Here is a 16,340-nt window from a genome sequence, read left to right on the forward strand (position 1 = left end):
AAAAAGCCCCGCCTGATCAAGTCAGGCGGGGCTTTTGCGTTACCGGGTGAAGCTTAGTTCGAGCTCACCGAAGAACGCGGTGCTACTGGCTGGTTGTCGTTGGAAATGGTCACTTCCACACGACGGTTCATCGCACGGCCCGAGACGCTGCCGTTATCCGCTACCGGGTACTCCTTGCCATAACCCTGAGCGACGATGCGCGAAGGATCGACGCCCATCTTGATCAGAGCCATCTGCACGGAAGTTGCGCGGCGCTCGGACAGCGACTGGTTGTAGCTCGCGGTGCCGGTGCTGTCGGTGTAACCCTCGACGATCACTTTGCGATCCGGGTTTTCCTGAAGGAATTGCGCCAGTTTGTTGATGTTCACCAGGCCGCTGGATTTCAGATCAGCCTTGTTGGTGGCGAACAGCACGTCACCGAAAGTCACCAGCGTACCGCGATCGGTCTGCTTGGCGTTGAGGCTGTCCTGCAGCTGTTTGATCTGCTGGTCACGGGCATCCAGACGGGCCTGGGCACGTTGGGCTGCGGCGTTTTTCAGGTTGTTTTCAGCGGTGCGCAGAGCGATGGTCTGCTTGGCCACTTCGACGCGCTGGTTGGTCAGGTAAGCCAGTTGGTCAACCTTGGCGGCGTCTTCCTTGTCCAGATAAGCCTTGTCGGCCTTGTCCAGGTAATCGCTGGCGTCTTTGGTTTCCAGTGCCGCGACTTTGCTCGCCTGTGGGTTGGCCTGCAGGCCGGCGTAGTTGGTGCGCGCCTGTTCCAGGTTCGGGTTAGGCGGGGTGGAGCAGGCAGCCAGTGCAACGCTTGCGGCCAGAAGAGCGGGAATCATCAGTTGCTTACGCATAATTTGTCGTCCTTTCTATCGGTAAGAGTTTCAGCTTTGCGGTCGGGATGCGCGCTTACTGCACAGTGCGCTGGCTTTCCTGACGCAGTTCCTGAACACCTTTCTGGGAATCCTTCACAGCCTGTTCGGCCTTGGCGGCCTGAGCCTTGCGTTCAGCGACGCGAGCGTCCCATTCAGCCTGTTCGGACAGGCGACGGGCCTCGTCATACTTCTTGTCGTGCATGGCGATTTCAGCTTGTTTCAGCTTGTCCTGAGCCTGCTTCATTTCCACCGCAGCGAACTCGGTACCGCCAGCGCTGACGGCGCTGTTGACGGCCGATTGGGTGACGGCGTACTGCTCGGTCGGAGGATTACCGGCGCAACCGGCCAGTACGAAGCTGGTGCCGATGGCCAGAGCGGCCAGTTTCAGACCGCGCAGGTGGGAAAACGAGGTTTGGGTTTTCATGGTCTTCAACTCCATTAGGCATCTCCTGAAAATACAACTGAATCCATCCTGGCAGAGGAGGCGAAAGCATCGCTTGTAGACGCGAATTGAAACGCTCGTTCCAGGCGTGGTTACCTGTTCCGACCGGCGGCATTTTTGAAAAGTTCAGAAAAGATGGCCTATCGCCAAAAATTAAATTGACCGTTTGGACAAGGCTCTGGGACGGGAACTTTGGCGGTTTGGAGCGGTACGCGCGGGTGTAGATTTGTCCGTCGATAAACCAATTTTCGAACTGGAATACAGCCCATGTGGGAGCAAGCCTGCTCGCGAATGCGATGTGTCAGTCAGCGCAAATGCTGAATGAAAATCCGCATTTGCGAGCAGGCTCGCTCCCACGGTTTGACCTGTGTCGAATCAGTGTTTCTGCTTGTTCTCAGCCGAGGACAAATCATGCAGATGCCGCCGCGACAACGCCAGAAAACGCGGCGTCGGGCCGACATCCTCATACAACGGATCACCTTCCTCATCGGTCGCCACCACCGTCGAACCCTTCACATAGGGCAGGCTCGCTTCGAACTCCTCAAGCGCGGCGCCGATCAGTTCGCCGAGCAGTTCCTCGGGATGACGTTTGGGATACATCTCGGCAATTGCCGCCAGGCGCGCGGCGGCCTCGACGTCCAGATGAATCGTGTAGCCGGTGTCGGTCAGGCGACCTTTGGCGTTTTCTTCCCAATGCTGGGCGAGTTCACGAATTTTCATGATGACCTCATTTAGCGCCTGCTGATGGCAGGCCTGGGTGAGTGTCCGGCAGCGCCGGCGGCGGGCCGTCGTACGGCTTACTGTTGAGACTAGCTTTCGCCGGCAAGGTTTAAAGTCAATTCGTCGCCTGCTTGTAAGAAGCGGCGCAGAGCGGCACTCTCTGGCAAAGCATTCGTTTCTGCGCTGTCCCCGATTACCGCTGGAGAACTGCTGATGACCGATATTGATGCACGCTTGCGCGAAGATGTTCACCTGCTCGGAGAGCTGTTGGGCAACACCATTCGAGACCAGTACGGCGAGGCGTTCCTCGACAAGATCGAGCAGATTCGCAAAGGCGCCAAGGCCGACCGGCGCGGCTCGATGGACGCTGAACTGAGCGCCAGCCTCAATCAATTGAGCGAAGACGAATTGCTCCCGGTCGCGCGGGCGTTCAATCAGTTTCTCAACCTGGCCAACATTGCCGAGCAGTATCAGCTGATCCATCGCCGCGAGGAGTCGCAACCGGCGCCGTTCGAGTCGCGGGTGTTGCCGGAACTGCTCGCGCGCCTGCGCAGCGAAGGGCACAGCGCCGAATCTCTGGCCCGGCAACTGGCGCGGCTGGAAATCGAACTGGTGCTGACCGCGCACCCGACCGAAGTGGCGCGACGCACGTTGATCCAGAAGTACGACGCCATCGCCGCGCAACTCGCCGCGCAGGATCATCGCGACCTGACCAGCGCCGAGCGCGAGCAGATCCAGAGCAAACTGCAGCGGCTGATCGCCGAAGCCTGGCACACCGAAGAAATCCGCCGCACCCGCCCGACGCCGGTCGATGAAGCCAAATGGGGCTTTGCGGTGATCGAGCATTCGTTGTGGCAGGCGATCCCCAACCATATGCGCAAGGCCGATCAGGCGCTGTTCGCCGCCACGGGTCTGCGCTTGCCGCTGGAAGCCGCGCCGATCCGCTTCGCCTCATGGATGGGCGGCGACCGTGACGGCAACCCCAATGTCACCGCCGCCGTCACTCGTGAAGTCTTGCTGCTGGCGCGCTGGATGGCCGCTGACTTGTACCTGCGCGACGTCGATCACCTTGCTGCCGAACTGTCGATGCAGCAGGCCAGCGACGCGCTGAAGGCCAAGGCCGGCGACAGTGCCGAACCGTATCGCGCGGTGCTCAAGCAACTGCGCGAACGCCTGCGCGCCACACGCAACTGGGCGCATGCCGCGTTGACCGCGCCGACCCCGGCCACCGCCGATGTGCTGCACGATAATCGCGACCTGCTCGAGCCTTTGCAGTTGTGTTTCAACTCGCTGCACGATTGCGGCATGGGCGTCATCGCCGACGGGCCGTTGCTCGACTGCCTGCGTCGGGCGGTGACGTTCGGCCTGTTCCTGGTGCGCCTCGATGTGCGTCAGGATTCGACGCGGCACAGCTCGGCAATGACCGAAATCACCGATTACCTCGGCCTCGGCCGCTACGAAGATTGGGATGAAGAACAGCGCATCAACTTCCTCACCGAGGAGCTGAGCAACCGTCGACCGTTGCTGCCCGCGCATTTCAAACCATCGGCCGACACCGCCGAAGTGCTCAACACCTGCAAGGAAATCGCCGCCGCACCCGCTGCGTCGCTGGGCTCCTACGTGATCTCCATGGCCGGCGCCGCTTCCGATGTGCTAGCGGTGCAACTGCTGCTCAAGGAATCCGGTGTACTGCGGCCGATGCGCGTGGTGCCGCTGTTCGAAACCCTCGCCGACCTCGACAACGCCGGGCCGGTGATGGAACGTCTGCTGCTGTTGCCTGGCTATCGCGCGCGTTTGCACGGCCCGCAGGAAGTGATGATCGGCTATTCCGACTCGGCCAAGGATGCCGGCACCACCGCTGCGGCGTGGGCCCAATATCGGGCGCAGGAACGACTGGTGGAAATCTGCCGTGAGCAGCAAGTCGAACTGCTGCTGTTCCACGGTCGCGGCGGCACCGTTGGCCGTGGCGGCGGTCCGGCGCACGCGGCGATTCTCTCGCAACCACCGGGTTCGGTGGCCGGGCGTTTCCGGACTACCGAACAGGGCGAAATGATTCGTTTCAAATTCGGCCTGCCGGACATCGCCGAGCAAAACCTTAATCTGTATCTGGCCGCCGTGCTCGAAGCGACCTTGTTGCCACCGCCGCCGCCGACGCCTGAATGGCGCCATCTGATGGACGAATTGGCGGCGGACGGTGTCAGCGCTTACCGCCAGGTGGTGCGGGAAAATCCGCAATTCGTTGAGTACTTCCGTCAATCGACCCCGGAGCAGGAGCTCGGACGGTTGCCGCTCGGCAGTCGCCCGGCCAAACGCCGTGCCGGCGGTATCGAAAGCCTGCGGGCAATTCCGTGGATTTTCGGCTGGACCCAAACCCGATTGATGCTGCCGGCCTGGCTGGGCTGGGAGACTGCGCTGAGCAAAGCGCTGGAGCGCGGCGAAGGTGAGTTGCTGGGGCAGATGCGCGAACAGTGGCCGTTCTTCCGCACTCGTATCGACATGCTGGAAATGGTCTTGGCCAAGGCCGACGCGGATATCGCGCAGTCCTATGACGAACGTTTGGTCGAAGCCGATCTGCTGCCGTTGGGCGCGCAGTTACGCGACCTATTGTCGCAGGCGTGCTCGGTGGTACTGGGCCTGACCGGGCAGTCGCAGCTGCTGGCGCACAGCCCGGACACCCTCGAATTCATCCGCTTGCGCAACACCTACCTCGACCCGCTGCATCTATTGCAGGCGGAACTGTTGGCGCGTTCGCGGCAGCAGGATGTCGAGCAGGGCAGCCCGGTGGAACAGGCGCTGCTGGTGTCTGTGGCGGGGATTGCCGCCGGATTGCGCAATACCGGCTAAGGTTGCTGAGCACCTCTGGCGGCATTCGCGATGAGGGTCGGATGCCGCTTCTCCTGCTGTAGGAAAGTGCCGCGAGGCGACAGTTAATGTAGGGGTTGCGACTTGGGTTACCGCGTCGAGAGGTCACGGCGGGCGTCGGTTTCTCCGACTTTTGGCGTCTTGTGTGGGCGCAGCCTGCTGTGTATCTTGATCAGCCTTTGGCCGTTTGTGCGGCCACGACCCGTATTTTCAGGATCCGCCGGTTACGAGCGAATCCTTTGTTTTGTAAAGCTTTTATATAAAAAATTGAGGAGCACATCGATGCGCGTCATTCTGCTGGGAGCTCCCGGGGCCGGTAAAGGTACTCAGGCAAAGTTCATCACCGAGAAATTCGGCATTCCGCAAATCTCCACCGGCGACATGCTGCGTGCTGCGGTCAAGGCTGGCACTCCACTGGGCGTGCAAGCCAAGAGCATCATGGATGCCGGCGGCCTGGTGTCGGATGACCTGATCATCGCGCTGGTCAAGGACCGCATCGCTCAACCTGATTGCGCCAACGGTTTCCTGTTCGATGGCTTCCCGCGCACCATTCCGCAGGCTGAAGCACTGGTCACTGCCGGCGTCGAGCTGGATGCCGTGGTCGAGATCGCTGTAGAAGACGAAGAGATCGTTCAGCGCATCGCCGGTCGCCGTGTTCACGAAGCCAGCGGCCGCGTTTACCACATCGTCTACAACCCGCCGAAACTGGCTGGCAAGGACGACATCACCGGTGAAGAGCTGGTGCAGCGCAAGGACGACACCGAAGAAACCGTGCGTCATCGCCTGTCGGTCTACCATTCGCAGACCAAACCGCTGGTGGATTTCTATAAAAACCTTTCCGCCAACAACGGCGGTAAGCCAAAGTACAGCCACATCGAAGGCGTGGGTTCGGTCGATGCAATCACCGCCAAGGTGCTGGCCGCGCTGAGCTGAAAAGTCTGATCGGCTGCATCATCCACGGCCCGCTTGCGGGCCGTAGTTGTTTATACTGACGCACTTTTTTCCCCACCCCTGTTTTGGAAACATCGATGAGCACCTTGCTGGCCCTGGACACCGCGACTGAAGCTTGCTCCGTTGCCTTGCTGCATGACGGCAAGGTCACGAGCCATTACGAGGTGATCCCGCGTCTGCATGCGCAGAAGCTGCTGCCGATGATCCAGCAATTGCTCGCCGATGCCGGCACCACATTGCAAGCGGTCGACGCGATTGCCTTCGGCCGTGGCCCGGGCGCGTTCACCGGTGTGCGCATTGCCATTGGTGTGGTGCAGGGTTTGGCCTTTGCTTTGGATCGTCCGGTGTTGCCGGTATCCAGCCTTGCCGTGCTGGCACAGCGTGGCTTTCGTGAACATGGCGCAAGCCAGGTGGCAGCCGCCATCGATGCGCGGATGGATGAAGTGTATTGGGGCTGCTACCGCGAGACGGCGGGGGAGATGCGTCTGGTTGGTGCCGAAGCCGTTCTACCACCGGAAGTCGCCGCGCTGCCGGCTGACGCCAATGGCGATTGGTTCGGTGCCGGTACCGGTTGGAGTTATGGTGAGCGCATCGCGGTCAATCTGAGCGGCTCTGACGCCGGCATGCTGCCCCACGCCGAAGACCTGTTGACCCTGGCGCGTTTCGCCTGGGAGCGCGGTGAGGCGATCCCGGCAGATGACGCCCAGCCGGTCTACCTGCGCGATAAAGTCGCCACCCCGAAAGCCCGCTGATACGACACTTTCTCCTGAGGGAGCGAGCCTGCTCGCGAGGGCTTCTGGTCAGTCAATGCATGTGTTGAATGTGCTGGCCCCTTCGCGAGCAGGTTCGCTGGTCACATACAAATATCGCCAATCGTCAGTTTCTGCCCCCTCGCTTAAAACCTTTTGCGCTTTATGTGTTCTAGTTATCACTCGGCGGTTTGCTAAGTCGGTCAAGTGCCGCTAAATTGCCATCATTGATACCGAGCATGACATTATGCGTATAGACGGCGTTTCCACTCAGTCCTACCCCATCAAGCGCAAGCCGCGTAAAGGCAATGCGGCGCTGGATGAATCCGTCGACATCATCGACGGCGAGCTGGAATTCCCGAGCGAAGAGCAGATGGCCGCTCGTGCCGCTCAAGCCACCGCGCAACGCCTGAGCAATCTGCCTGCCCGTCAACAAGACATGATCTACCACCGCGCGATGAAGAAAAGCGTAGCCATGGCCTTGGCCAGCTACCTGAGCACCGCCGGTTTTGTCGATTGGGACGCAGACGTGCTGGGCCTCGATCTGTATATCTGATGGATCTGCCTTACTACCTCGGTTGCCCGTCCTGGAGCGAAAATGCCTGGCGCGAGTATCTGTATCCGGTAGACGCAAAAACCTCCGACTTTCTCGCTCTCTACTGCCAGGTGTTCAACGCCGTCGAAGGCAACACCACCTTCTACGCCAGTCCGTCGCCAGCCACTGTGCAGCGCTGGGCCGAGATCATGCCGGCGCACTTTCGCTTCACTGCCAAATTCCCCGGCGACATCAGCCACAGCGGCGACCTGCGCGAGCAACTGACCGCTGCCGAAACCTTCCTGCAATTACTCAAGCCGTTAGGCGAACGTGTTTCGCCGCTGTGGCTGCAACTGTCGAAAAGCTTCACGCCGCAGCGTCTGCCGGAGCTCGCGGCGTTTATCGATGCGCTGGATTGCCCGCTTGCGGTCGAGGTGCGCAATGAACAGTTCTTCGCCAAGGGCGAGAGCGAGCGTCTGCTCAATCGTCTGTTGCTGGATCGCGGTGTCGAGCGCATCTGTCTCGACCCGCGCGCGCTGTTCAGCTGCTTGTCGACCGAGTCCTCGGTGATCCACGCGCAGTCCAAAAAACCGCGTGTACCGACCCGTCCGGCGGCGTTCACGCAGTTTCCACAGGTGCGCTTCATCGGACATCCCGAGCTCGAGGCCAACGATGCGTTTCTTGTGCCGTGGGTGGCGAAAGTCGCTGAATGGATCGAAGAGGGCCGCACGCCCTACGTCTTTCTGCATACTGCCGACAACCTGTTGGCAGCGAAACTGGCGCAACGTTTTCACGCACAACTGATGCAACGTTTGCCTGGCTTGCCCGCGCTGCCTGAGCTATACAGAGAACCCGCCGCCGAGCAGCTTGGCTTGCTCTGAGGCGGGTTTTTTTCTGCCCGGGAGCGCGTCGATGAACGTCCAAGTCAGTCAACAGCAACTCCTCAAAGCCCAAGCCTTCAAGGCCCTGCATGATCGCCAGGGGATCTTCGTCATCCCCAATCCGTGGGATGCCGGCTCGGCGAAGATGCTCGCCAGTCTCGGCTATCAGGCCTTGGCCACTACCAGCGCCGGTTACGCGTTTTCCCAAGGCAAGGTTGATGGCGCGTTGAGTCTCGACGAGACCCTGGCCAATGTCCGCGCGATTGTCGCGGCGACGGATCTGCCGGTGGCGGTGGACCTGGAAAACGGCTTTGCCGATGATCCGCTGGAGTCTGCGCAGAGCCTTCTGCGTGCCGCCGAGGCGGGCGCGGTGGGCGGGTCGATCGAGGACGCTACGGGCCGTCCGGACGCGCCGATCTATTGCTTCGAACACGCCGTGGCGCGGATTGAAGCCGCCGTCGCGGCGGTGCGCACCCTGCCGTTTCCCTTCATCCTCACGGCTCGCGCCGAAAATTACCTGCACGGTAATCCCGATCTCGACGACACCATTCGCCGTTTGCAGGCATTTGCCGCGGCGGGTGCCGACGTGCTCTATGCACCGGGTTTGCGCAGCGCCGAAGAAGTGCGTGCAGTGGTGCAAGCGGTGGCGCCGAAACCGGTCAATGTGCTGATGTCTGGCGGTTTGAAACTGACCGTGCAACAGCTCGAGGAACTGGGCGTACGCCGCATCAGCACCGGCTCGGCACTGGCGCTGGCGGCGTTCGGCGAGTTCTTCCGCGCAGCTGAAGAAATCCAGCAATCCGGCACCTTTGGCTTCACGTCACAGTCGATGCCTTATGCCAAGGCCAATCAATTTTTCAAGGACTGAGCATGGGACGTTGGCTGTTCTGGGGGGTGTTGCTCGCGATGGGTGGCGCAGCGGTGAGTGTCTGGCGCGGCTGGCTGGAGGTGCCGCCGCAGTGGAACCCGTGGGCGCCATTGGACATAAAAGCCGCGCCCAACTGGCTGACCGGTTACAAACTCATGCGCCTGCGCAGTGATCCCGAGCTTTGCGCACAGGCGCTGAGCAGCTCGGATCTGCGCGTCAGCCCCCAGGCCGACAGCCCGGGCGCCAAGTGTCCGCTGATCGCTGCTCTGCGGGTGCAGGGCGGTGAAGTGGCGCTGAGCAGCAGTTTCATCGCCAGTTGCCCGCTGGCGGTGGCCTACGCAATGTTTGAACACCACACCCTGCAACCGGCGGCGCAATCGCTTTATGGACAGAAAGTGGCGCGGGTCGATCACCTCGGCAGCTTCGCCTGTCGCAATGTCTACAACCGTGAGAGCGGCGCTCTCAGCCGACATGCGAGTGCCGACGCGCTGGACATCGCTGGTTTCCGCCTGGCTGACGGACGCACGATCAGCGTGCTCAAGGATTGGCCCAAGCAGAATCAGGATGCAGAGTTTCTGCGCCAGCTGCGTGACGGCGCCTGCGAGTCATTCAGTGTGGTGTTGAGCCCGGATTACAACGCCGCTCATCGCAATCACTTTCATGTCGATGTCGGGCGCTGGAGCGTGTGTCGCTGAGGATCAGGCGGCGAGGCGCAGGTTCTGCAGAACGATCGGGCGCGCCCAGCCATTATCGAAGTCCAGGGCTTTCTGTTGCTCGACGATTTCTTCCGGCGGGAACGGCGGGTAAGGCTTCTGCAGCAAGTCCAGGTCGAACTCGGCGATCGGCAGGTACAACGGACGTTTCTGCGGAGCAGGGCCTGGCTCCGGCAGTGGCTGGCCATTGTTGATCACAATCGGGCGTACCCAGCTGCTGTCGAAATCCTGTTGCTCTTGCTGGGCTTTGAGTTCTTCTGGCAGGAACGGTGGGAACGGCTTGTCCAGCAGCTCCATTTCGAACTCGGCGATCGGCAGGAACAGTGGCTCTGGCGGGCGAACCTGGGTTTCGACCACATCGCACTCACGCTGGCTGACGATGTGCGCGTGCAGCTCGCTGCCAACGGTTGGTTCTTCCGGGCTGTTCAGGTCAACCGGTGGAAACGTGCCACAGGCAGGCACCACTTCACTCGTCTGTTCGGCCAGGGCCTGGGCAAAGAAATCCTGCCACAGGTGACTGACGCCGCTCAGTGCTTGAGTGTTATGACGGCTGAAGTCGCCATGGGGCGAAACGTAGCCAATCGATGTGGGAAGAATGCCTGACATTTTTTTCGGTTGACGCTCAGCTCTGGCAAAATGCGCGTTGAATGGTTTATCGGCGGTTTTTGTCGATCCTTAACTTTTTTGAGCGTTTTTTCATGATCGAGTCACCCGCGGCCTGCCGCATCCTTGTCCAGGCCCTCGCCCCAGCGTTTCAAACGCAAGCCGCACACTGGGCCGAACGTCTCGGCCTGCCGCTCGGCGAGGCCGACGGTGAGTTCGCCTTGCAGGTCGGCGAGCAGGGTTTGCAGTTGCAGCAGCTTGGCCCGGACGCCCCGGGGCCGGTGCGGGTCGACTTTGTCGAGGGCGGTGCGGCTCATCGTCGTTTGTATGGCGGCGGCAGCGGGCAGATGATCGCTAAAGCGGTCGGCATCGCCCAAGGCGTGCGCCCGCGCGTCCTCGATGCCACGGCGGGGCTGGGCAAGGACGCGTTTGTGTTGGCCAGTCTCGGTTGTGAAATGAGCCTGATCGAGCGCCAGCCGCTGATCGGCGCACTGCTTGAGGATGGCTTGGCCCGAGCGGCAGAAGATTTCGATGTAGCGCCGATCGTGGCGCGGATGAAATTGCTAAAGGGCAACTCCATCGAAGTGATGCGCAGTTGGGAAGGGGAGGCGCCGCAGGTGATTTATCTCGACCCGATGTTCCCGCATCGCGAGAAAACCGCGCTGGTGAAAAAAGAGATGCGCCTGTTCCGCCCGCTGGTCGGTGATGATCCGGATGCCCCGGCCCTGCTTGAAGCCGCACTGGCACTGGCCACGCACCGGGTGGTGGTGAAGCGCCCGCGCAAGGCACCGTGCATCGAAGGGCCGAAACCGAGCCATGCGCTGGATGGCAAATCGAGCCGGTATGACATTTATCCGAAGAAAGCGCTCAAACCCTGAGAGCGCGTCGCCCCATTCGCGAGCAGGCTCGCTCCCACAATTGAAATGCATTCCAGTGTGGGAGCGAGCCTGCTCGCGAAGCGGTCTGCACAAGCACCGCAAAACTGTCAGGGTTTGTACGCCCTCATAAACAACCCCACCACCTCCCGCACATGCCGTTCCGCTGCTTCTCCAGTCAGCGGCTCGCCGCAGCCGTACAACAAACGAAAATTTCCCGCCCCTTTGATCAGGCAGAAGAAGTGCTCGGCGGCGTTGCGTGGCTGATCGATGCTCAGCGCGCCGGTTGCATGGATTTTCGCCAGGAGACCTTCCATGCCGTTGACCACGCGCTCTGGGCCGGCCTCGAAGAAGATCAGCGACAGCTTCGGGTCCTGACTGCCCAGCGCCATGATCAAACGATGCAGGTTTACCGATTCATCGCTATTGATCAGTTGGTGGAAGCCCCGGGCAATGTTCAGCAATACATTTTCCACCGCGATGCCGTCCGGCAATTCGAAGAACAGCGGTGGCAATTGTTCTTCGCATTTCGCGACGACGGCGGCAGAGAACAGCGTCTCCTTGTCGTTGAAATGGCTGTAGACCGTCAGCTTCGACACGCCGGCCTCGCTGGCAACCGCGTCCATGCTGGTGTTGGCGTAGCCATGGCAGAGAAACAGGGTTTTCGCCGCATCGAGGATCGCCTGGCGCTTGGCCAGATCCTTGGGGCGGCCCGGGCCGTTTGGAGCTGAAAGATTGTTCGACATTCTTCGCTTTTAATACTGGACTGGTGAGTTTGCTATTAATACCATACCCGCCAGTATAAATATTCCAAGCCTCATTCGCGAAAGGTCCGTCACCATGTTCCGCCATGCGTTGTCCTTTGCCGTGCCAGTCAGTCTGGCGTTCCTGTTATCGGCGTGCGGTCAGGAAGAGGGGACCAAAGTCACCGTACGCCCGGCCATGGTGGTACAGCCCGAGCCTTCGGCGCAGGCGATGGAGAGTTATCCGGGCGAGGTGCGTGCCCGTTATGAGCCTGATCTGGCATTCCGCATCGGCGGCAAAGTCAGCCGACGACTGGTCGACGAAGGCCAGCGCGTCAAAGCCGATCAGCCCTTGGCCGAACTCGATCCGCAGGATGTGCGCCTGCAACTGGAAGCCACCCGCGCGCAGGTCGCCGCCGCCGAGGCCAATCTGAACCTGGTCCGCGCCGAGCGCGATCGCTATAAAACCCTGATGGATCGGCAGATGGTCAGCCGCTCGGCCTACGACAACGCCGAAAATCTATATCGCTCCGGCGAAGCCCGCCTTAAACAAATCAAAGCCGAATTCAACGTTTCGACCAACCAAGCCAGTTACGCGGTGCTGCGTGCGCCGCAGGATGGTGTGGTGGCCAAGCGTTCGGTGGAAGTCGGTCAGGTGGTCGCTGCCGGGCAAACCGTGTTCACCCTCGCCACCGATGGTGAGCGCGAAGTATTGATCAGCCTGCCGGAGCAAAGCTTCGGCCGCTTCAAGGTCGGTCAGCCGGTTACCGTGGAATTGTGGGCACAGCAGAATCAACGCTTCGCCGGGCAGATCCGCGAGTTGTCGCCGTCCGCCGACCCGCGCTCACGCACTTTTGCTGCGCGTATCTCGTTCACCAGCGGCAAAGTCCCGGCTGAACTGGGGCAGAGCGCCCGGGTGTTCGTGCAAGCGGCTGACAGTGTCTCGCTGTCCATACCGCTTTCCGCACTGACCGCTGAAAACGGCGCGACCTACGTCTGGGTGGTCAACGGCAACAACACGTTGAAGAAAACTCCGGTACGGGTCGGTCCGTTCGGCGAGAAGAGCGTAGCGGTGCTCGAAGGCTTGAATGCCAGCGATTGGGTGGTGGCTGCCGGCGTTCACGTATTGCTCGACGGCCAGCAGGTGCGACCAGTGGATCGCTCCAATCGTGTGGTCAATCTGGCGAACAAGGAGTAAGCCCCGATGCGCTTCAACCTCTCCGAATGGGCGTTGCGTAATCGCCAGATCGTACTGTTCCTGATGCTTTTGCTCGCCGTTGTCGGCGCGTTGTCCTACACCAAACTCGGCCAGAGTGAAGACCCGCCGTTCACCTTCAAGGCGATGGTCATTCAGACCCGCTGGCCCGGTGCGACCGCGCAGGAGGTCTCGCGCCAGGTCACCGAACGCATCGAAAAGAAGCTGATGGAAACCGGCGAGTACGAACGCATCATGTCGTTCTCACGCCCCGGTGAATCCCAGGTCACTTTCATTGCTCGCGATTCGATGCACTCCAAGGACATTCCCGACCTCTGGTACCAATTGCGCAAGAAGGTCGGCGATATCCGCCAGACTTTGCCGCCGGGAATTCAGGGGCCGTTCTTCAACGATGAGTTCGGCACTACCTTCGGCAATATCTATGCGTTGACCGGCGACGGTTTTGACTACGCCGTGCTCAAGGATTACGCCGACCGCATCCAGATTCAGCTGCAGCGGGTCAAGGACGTCGGCAAGGTCGAACTGCTCGGCCTGCAGGACGAGAAAATCTGGGTCGAGCTGTCCAACGTCAAGCTCGCCACCCTCGGCTTGCCGCTGGCGGCGGTGCAGCAGGCGCTGGAGGAACAGAACGCGGTATCCACGGCGGGGTTCTTCGAAACCGGCAGCGAGCGCTTGCAGCTACGCGTCTCGGGGAATTTTCAGACAGTCGATGAGATAAAGAACTTTCCGATCCGCGTCGCCGATCGTACGTTCCGTATCTCCGATATTGCCGATGTGCGTCGCGGTTTCAGCGACCCACCGGCGCCGCGCATGCGTTTCATGGGCGACGACGCGATCGGTCTGGCCGTGGCGATGAAGGACGGCGGCGACATTCTCGTCCTGGGCAAGGCGCTGGAAGGCGAGTTTTCGCGCATTCAGAAAAACCTCCCGGCCGGCATGCATTTGCGCAAGGTGTCCGATCAGCCGGCAGCGGTAAAAACCGGCGTCGGCGAGTTCGTTCAGGTGTTGGTCGAAGCGCTGGCGATCGTCTTGCTGGTGAGCTTCTTTTCCCTCGGTGTGCGCACCGGCATGGTCGTCGCGCTGACCATTCCGCTGGTGCTGGCGATGACCTTCGCCTGCATGTATTACCTCGGCATCGGTCTGCACAAGATTTCCCTCGGTGCGCTGGTGCTGGCGCTGGGCTTGTTGGTGGATGACGCGATCATTGCCGTGGAAATGATGGCGATCAAAATGGAGCAGGGCTTCGATCGCATTCGCGCGGCGAGTTACGCCTGGACCAGCACCGCATTCCCGATGCTCACCGGCACGCTGATCACCGCCGCCGGCTTCCTGCCGATTGCCACTGCGCAGTCCGGCACCGGCGAATACACCCGTTCGATTTTCCAGGTAGTGACCATTGCCTTGCTCGCCTCATGGGTCGCGGCGGTGATGTTCGTGCCGTATCTGGGGGAAAAACTCCTGCCGGATCTGGCGAAAATTCACGCGGCAAAACACGGCACTGGCGATGGTCAACCGGATCCGTATGCGACGCCGTTCTATCAGCGCGTCCGGCGTCTGGTGGAGTGGTGCGTGGCCCATCGCAAGACGGTGATCGTGCTCACCGTGGGCCTGTTTATCGCCTCGGTGATGTTGTTCCGCTTTGTGCCGCAGCAGTTCTTCCCGGCTTCGAACCGGCTGGAGTTGATGGTCGACCTGAAACTGGCCGAAGGTGTTTCGCTGGCCAATACCACCAGTGAAGTCAAACGCCTCGAAGCGCTGCTCAAGGAGCACGCCGGCATCGACAATTATGTGGCCTACGTCGGCACCGGCTCGCCGCGTTTCTACCTGCCGCTGGATCAGCAACTGCCGGCGGCGAGTTTTGCCCAGTTCGTGGTGTTGGCAAAAACCATCGAAGAGCGTGAAGCGCTGCGCAGCTGGTTGATCGAAACCCTCAACGAACAGTTCCCGGCCCTGCGTTCGCGGGTCACCCGTTTGGAAAACGGGCCGCCGGTTGGCTATCCGGTGCAGTTCCGCGTCACTGGCGAGCACATCGAAGAAGTCCGTGCGTTGGCGCGCAAGGTGGCAGCAAAGGTTCGCGAGAATCCGCATGTGGTCAACGTGCATCTGGACTGGGAAGAACCGAGCAAAGTTGTTTATCTGAACATTGATCAGGATCGCGCCCGCGCCCTCGGTGTGAGCACCGCCAATCTGGCGAAATTCCTGCAGAGTTCGCTGGTCGGCTCGACCGTTAGCCAGTACCGCGAAGACAACGAGTTGATCGAGATTCTGCTGCGCGGCACCGTGCATGAGCGCACTGAGTTGTCGTTATTGCCGAGTCTCGCGGTGCCGACCGATAACGGCCGCAGTGTGGCGTTGTCGCAGATTGCCACGCTGGAATACGGCTTCGAGGAAGGCATCATCTGGCACCGCAACCGCCTGCCGAACGTGACCGTACGCGCTGACATTTATGGCAAGGAGCAACCGGCGACGCTGGTCAAACAGATCATGCCGACGCTGGACCCGATTCGCGCTGAGTTGCCCGATGGTTATCTGCTGGATGTCGGCGGCACGGTGGAGGACTCCGAGCGCGGGCAGAAGTCGGTGAATGCCGGGGTGCCGATGTTCATTGTCGTGGTGCTGACCTTGCTGATGGTGCAGTTGCGCAGTTTCTCGCGTACGGCGATGGTGTTTCTGACGGCGCCGTTGGGCTTGATCGGGGTGACGTTGTTTCTGATGGTGTTCCGCCAGCCGTTCGGGTTTGTGGCGATGCTCGGGACGATCGCGTTGTCCGGGATGATCATGCGCAATTCGGTGATTCTGGTCGATCAGATCGAGCAGGATATTGCATCGGGGCTTAAGCCTTGGCAGGCGATTATCGAGGCTACGGTTCGGCGCTTCAGGCCGATTGTATTGACGGCGCTGGCGGCTGTGCTGGCGATGATTCCGCTGTCGCGCAGTGTGTTTTTCGGGCCGATGGCGGTGGCGATCATGGGCGGGTTGATTGTTGCGACTGCGCTGACGCTGTTGTTTTTGCCGGCGTTGTATGCGGCCTGGTTCAGGGTTCGTCGGGAGGGTTGAGTTTCTTTGTCGTGGCGGCCTTCGGGCCGACCATGACTTGGGGTTTTGGGTGAATATCCGTTGCTGTGGGTGTTGCTGATTACGGTTCCGCCCTTACGGCGGGTCACCTTTTTCAAACGCCGGAGTGCCGGCCCAGCAAAAAGGTAACCCAAAACGCTTGCTCCTACGTTCGGCCCTCGCAGTCTCGGGTTCCTTCGCTCCGGGACTGATCCGGGCGCAGCGGCTACGGTTTGCTTCGCTGCACCTCCTTCCGCTGTGTCTG

At 60.8% G+C, this 16,340-nt stretch carries 15 protein-coding genes; 10 read left to right on the plus strand and 5 right to left on the minus strand.

What is annotated here, in order from left to right; all coding sequences use genetic code 11:
- Positions 1-53: 53 nt before the first annotated feature.
- The 3 genes from D8U82_RS04095 to D8U82_RS04105 all read right to left on the minus strand — a co-directional run bounded on the left by D8U82_RS04095 (position 54) and on the right by D8U82_RS04105 (position 2,025).
- Positions 54-842 (minus strand): OmpA family protein, encoded by a 789-nt coding sequence (locus D8U82_RS04095; RefSeq protein ID WP_024011746.1) that lies wholly within the window; start codon positions 840-842, stop codon positions 54-56.
- Positions 843-897: 55 nt separating this feature from the next.
- The gene (locus D8U82_RS04100) at positions 898-1,302 is read right to left on the minus strand and encodes a DUF4398 domain-containing protein (RefSeq protein ID WP_024011747.1); all 405 of its coding nucleotides are present in this window, start codon (positions 1,300-1,302) and stop codon (positions 898-900) included.
- Positions 1,303-1,680: 378 nt separating this feature from the next.
- On the minus strand, positions 1,681-2,025 hold the full coding sequence (locus tag D8U82_RS04105; protein ID WP_016771500.1) for a hypothetical protein: 345 nt from the start codon (positions 2,023-2,025) through the stop codon (positions 1,681-1,683).
- 213 nt (positions 2,026-2,238) lie between these two features.
- Here D8U82_RS04105 and ppc point away from each other — a divergent pair, with 213 nt between their 5' ends.
- The 7 genes from ppc (at position 2,239) to D8U82_RS04145 (ending at position 9,566) form a co-directional block, all read left to right on the plus strand.
- Positions 2,239-4,869 carry a phosphoenolpyruvate carboxylase gene (gene ppc / locus D8U82_RS04110; protein ID WP_130901699.1) on the plus strand — a complete coding sequence of 877 codons (2,631 nt, stop codon included), beginning with the start codon at positions 2,239-2,241 and terminating at the stop codon, positions 4,867-4,869.
- A 300-nt stretch (positions 4,870-5,169) separates the two neighbouring features.
- A complete protein-coding gene (gene adk, locus D8U82_RS04115) occupies positions 5,170-5,820 on the plus strand; it encodes an adenylate kinase (protein WP_024011750.1) in 651 nt (216 codons plus the stop codon).
- Positions 5,821-5,915: 95 nt separating this feature from the next.
- Positions 5,916-6,590: a tRNA (adenosine(37)-N6)-threonylcarbamoyltransferase complex dimerization subunit type 1 TsaB gene (tsaB, locus tag D8U82_RS04120; RefSeq protein WP_130901700.1), complete on the plus strand. Its 675-nt coding sequence runs from the start codon at positions 5,916-5,918 to the stop codon at positions 6,588-6,590.
- A 244-nt stretch (positions 6,591-6,834) separates the two neighbouring features.
- Positions 6,835-7,143 (plus strand): hypothetical protein, encoded by a 309-nt coding sequence (locus D8U82_RS04130; protein WP_042606956.1) that lies wholly within the window; start codon positions 6,835-6,837, stop codon positions 7,141-7,143.
- Complete coding sequence (locus tag D8U82_RS04135) at positions 7,143-8,003, plus strand: DUF72 domain-containing protein (RefSeq protein WP_024011753.1); 861 nt, start codon at positions 7,143-7,145, stop codon at positions 8,001-8,003. Before D8U82_RS04130 ends, D8U82_RS04135 begins: the two co-directional genes overlap by 1 nt.
- A 31-nt stretch (positions 8,004-8,034) precedes the next feature.
- Positions 8,035-8,871 (plus strand): isocitrate lyase/phosphoenolpyruvate mutase family protein, encoded by an 837-nt coding sequence (locus D8U82_RS04140; protein WP_130901702.1) that lies wholly within the window; start codon positions 8,035-8,037, stop codon positions 8,869-8,871.
- 2 nt (positions 8,872-8,873) lie between these two features.
- Complete coding sequence (locus tag D8U82_RS04145; protein ID WP_123443063.1) at positions 8,874-9,566, plus strand: extensin family protein; 693 nt, start codon at positions 8,874-8,876, stop codon at positions 9,564-9,566.
- Between the two features lie 3 nt (positions 9,567-9,569).
- Here the strand turns inward: D8U82_RS04145 and D8U82_RS04150 are convergent, their stop codons facing one another.
- Positions 9,570-10,190: an energy transducer TonB gene (locus D8U82_RS04150; protein ID WP_130901703.1), complete on the minus strand. Its 621-nt coding sequence runs from the start codon at positions 10,188-10,190 to the stop codon at positions 9,570-9,572.
- A gap of 95 nt (positions 10,191-10,285) precedes the next feature.
- On the opposite strand from D8U82_RS04150, the gene D8U82_RS04155 reads away from it, so the two are divergent.
- Positions 10,286-11,065, plus strand: coding sequence for a class I SAM-dependent methyltransferase (locus tag D8U82_RS04155; protein WP_177434110.1), 780 nt, complete (start codon positions 10,286-10,288; stop codon positions 11,063-11,065).
- Between the two features lie 107 nt (positions 11,066-11,172).
- Here the strand turns inward: D8U82_RS04155 and D8U82_RS04160 are convergent, their stop codons facing one another.
- The gene (locus tag D8U82_RS04160; protein ID WP_024011757.1) at positions 11,173-11,808 is read right to left on the minus strand and encodes a TetR/AcrR family transcriptional regulator; all 636 of its coding nucleotides are present in this window, start codon (positions 11,806-11,808) and stop codon (positions 11,173-11,175) included.
- Between the two features lie 94 nt (positions 11,809-11,902).
- On the opposite strand from D8U82_RS04160, the gene D8U82_RS04165 reads away from it, so the two are divergent.
- Positions 11,903-13,003 carry an efflux RND transporter periplasmic adaptor subunit gene (locus tag D8U82_RS04165; protein ID WP_130901704.1) on the plus strand — a complete coding sequence of 367 codons (1,101 nt, stop codon included), beginning with the start codon at positions 11,903-11,905 and terminating at the stop codon, positions 13,001-13,003.
- 6 nt (positions 13,004-13,009) lie between these two features.
- Positions 13,010-16,078 carry an efflux RND transporter permease subunit gene (locus tag D8U82_RS04170; protein WP_130901705.1) on the plus strand — a complete coding sequence of 1,023 codons (3,069 nt, stop codon included), beginning with the start codon at positions 13,010-13,012 and terminating at the stop codon, positions 16,076-16,078.
- The last annotated feature ends 262 nt before the right edge of the window (positions 16,079-16,340 follow it).

The sequence above is a fragment of the Pseudomonas sp. Sample_23 genome (genome assembly GCF_004307595.1).
GTDB classification, from domain to species: domain Bacteria; phylum Pseudomonadota; class Gammaproteobacteria; order Pseudomonadales; family Pseudomonadaceae; genus Aquipseudomonas; species Aquipseudomonas atacamensis.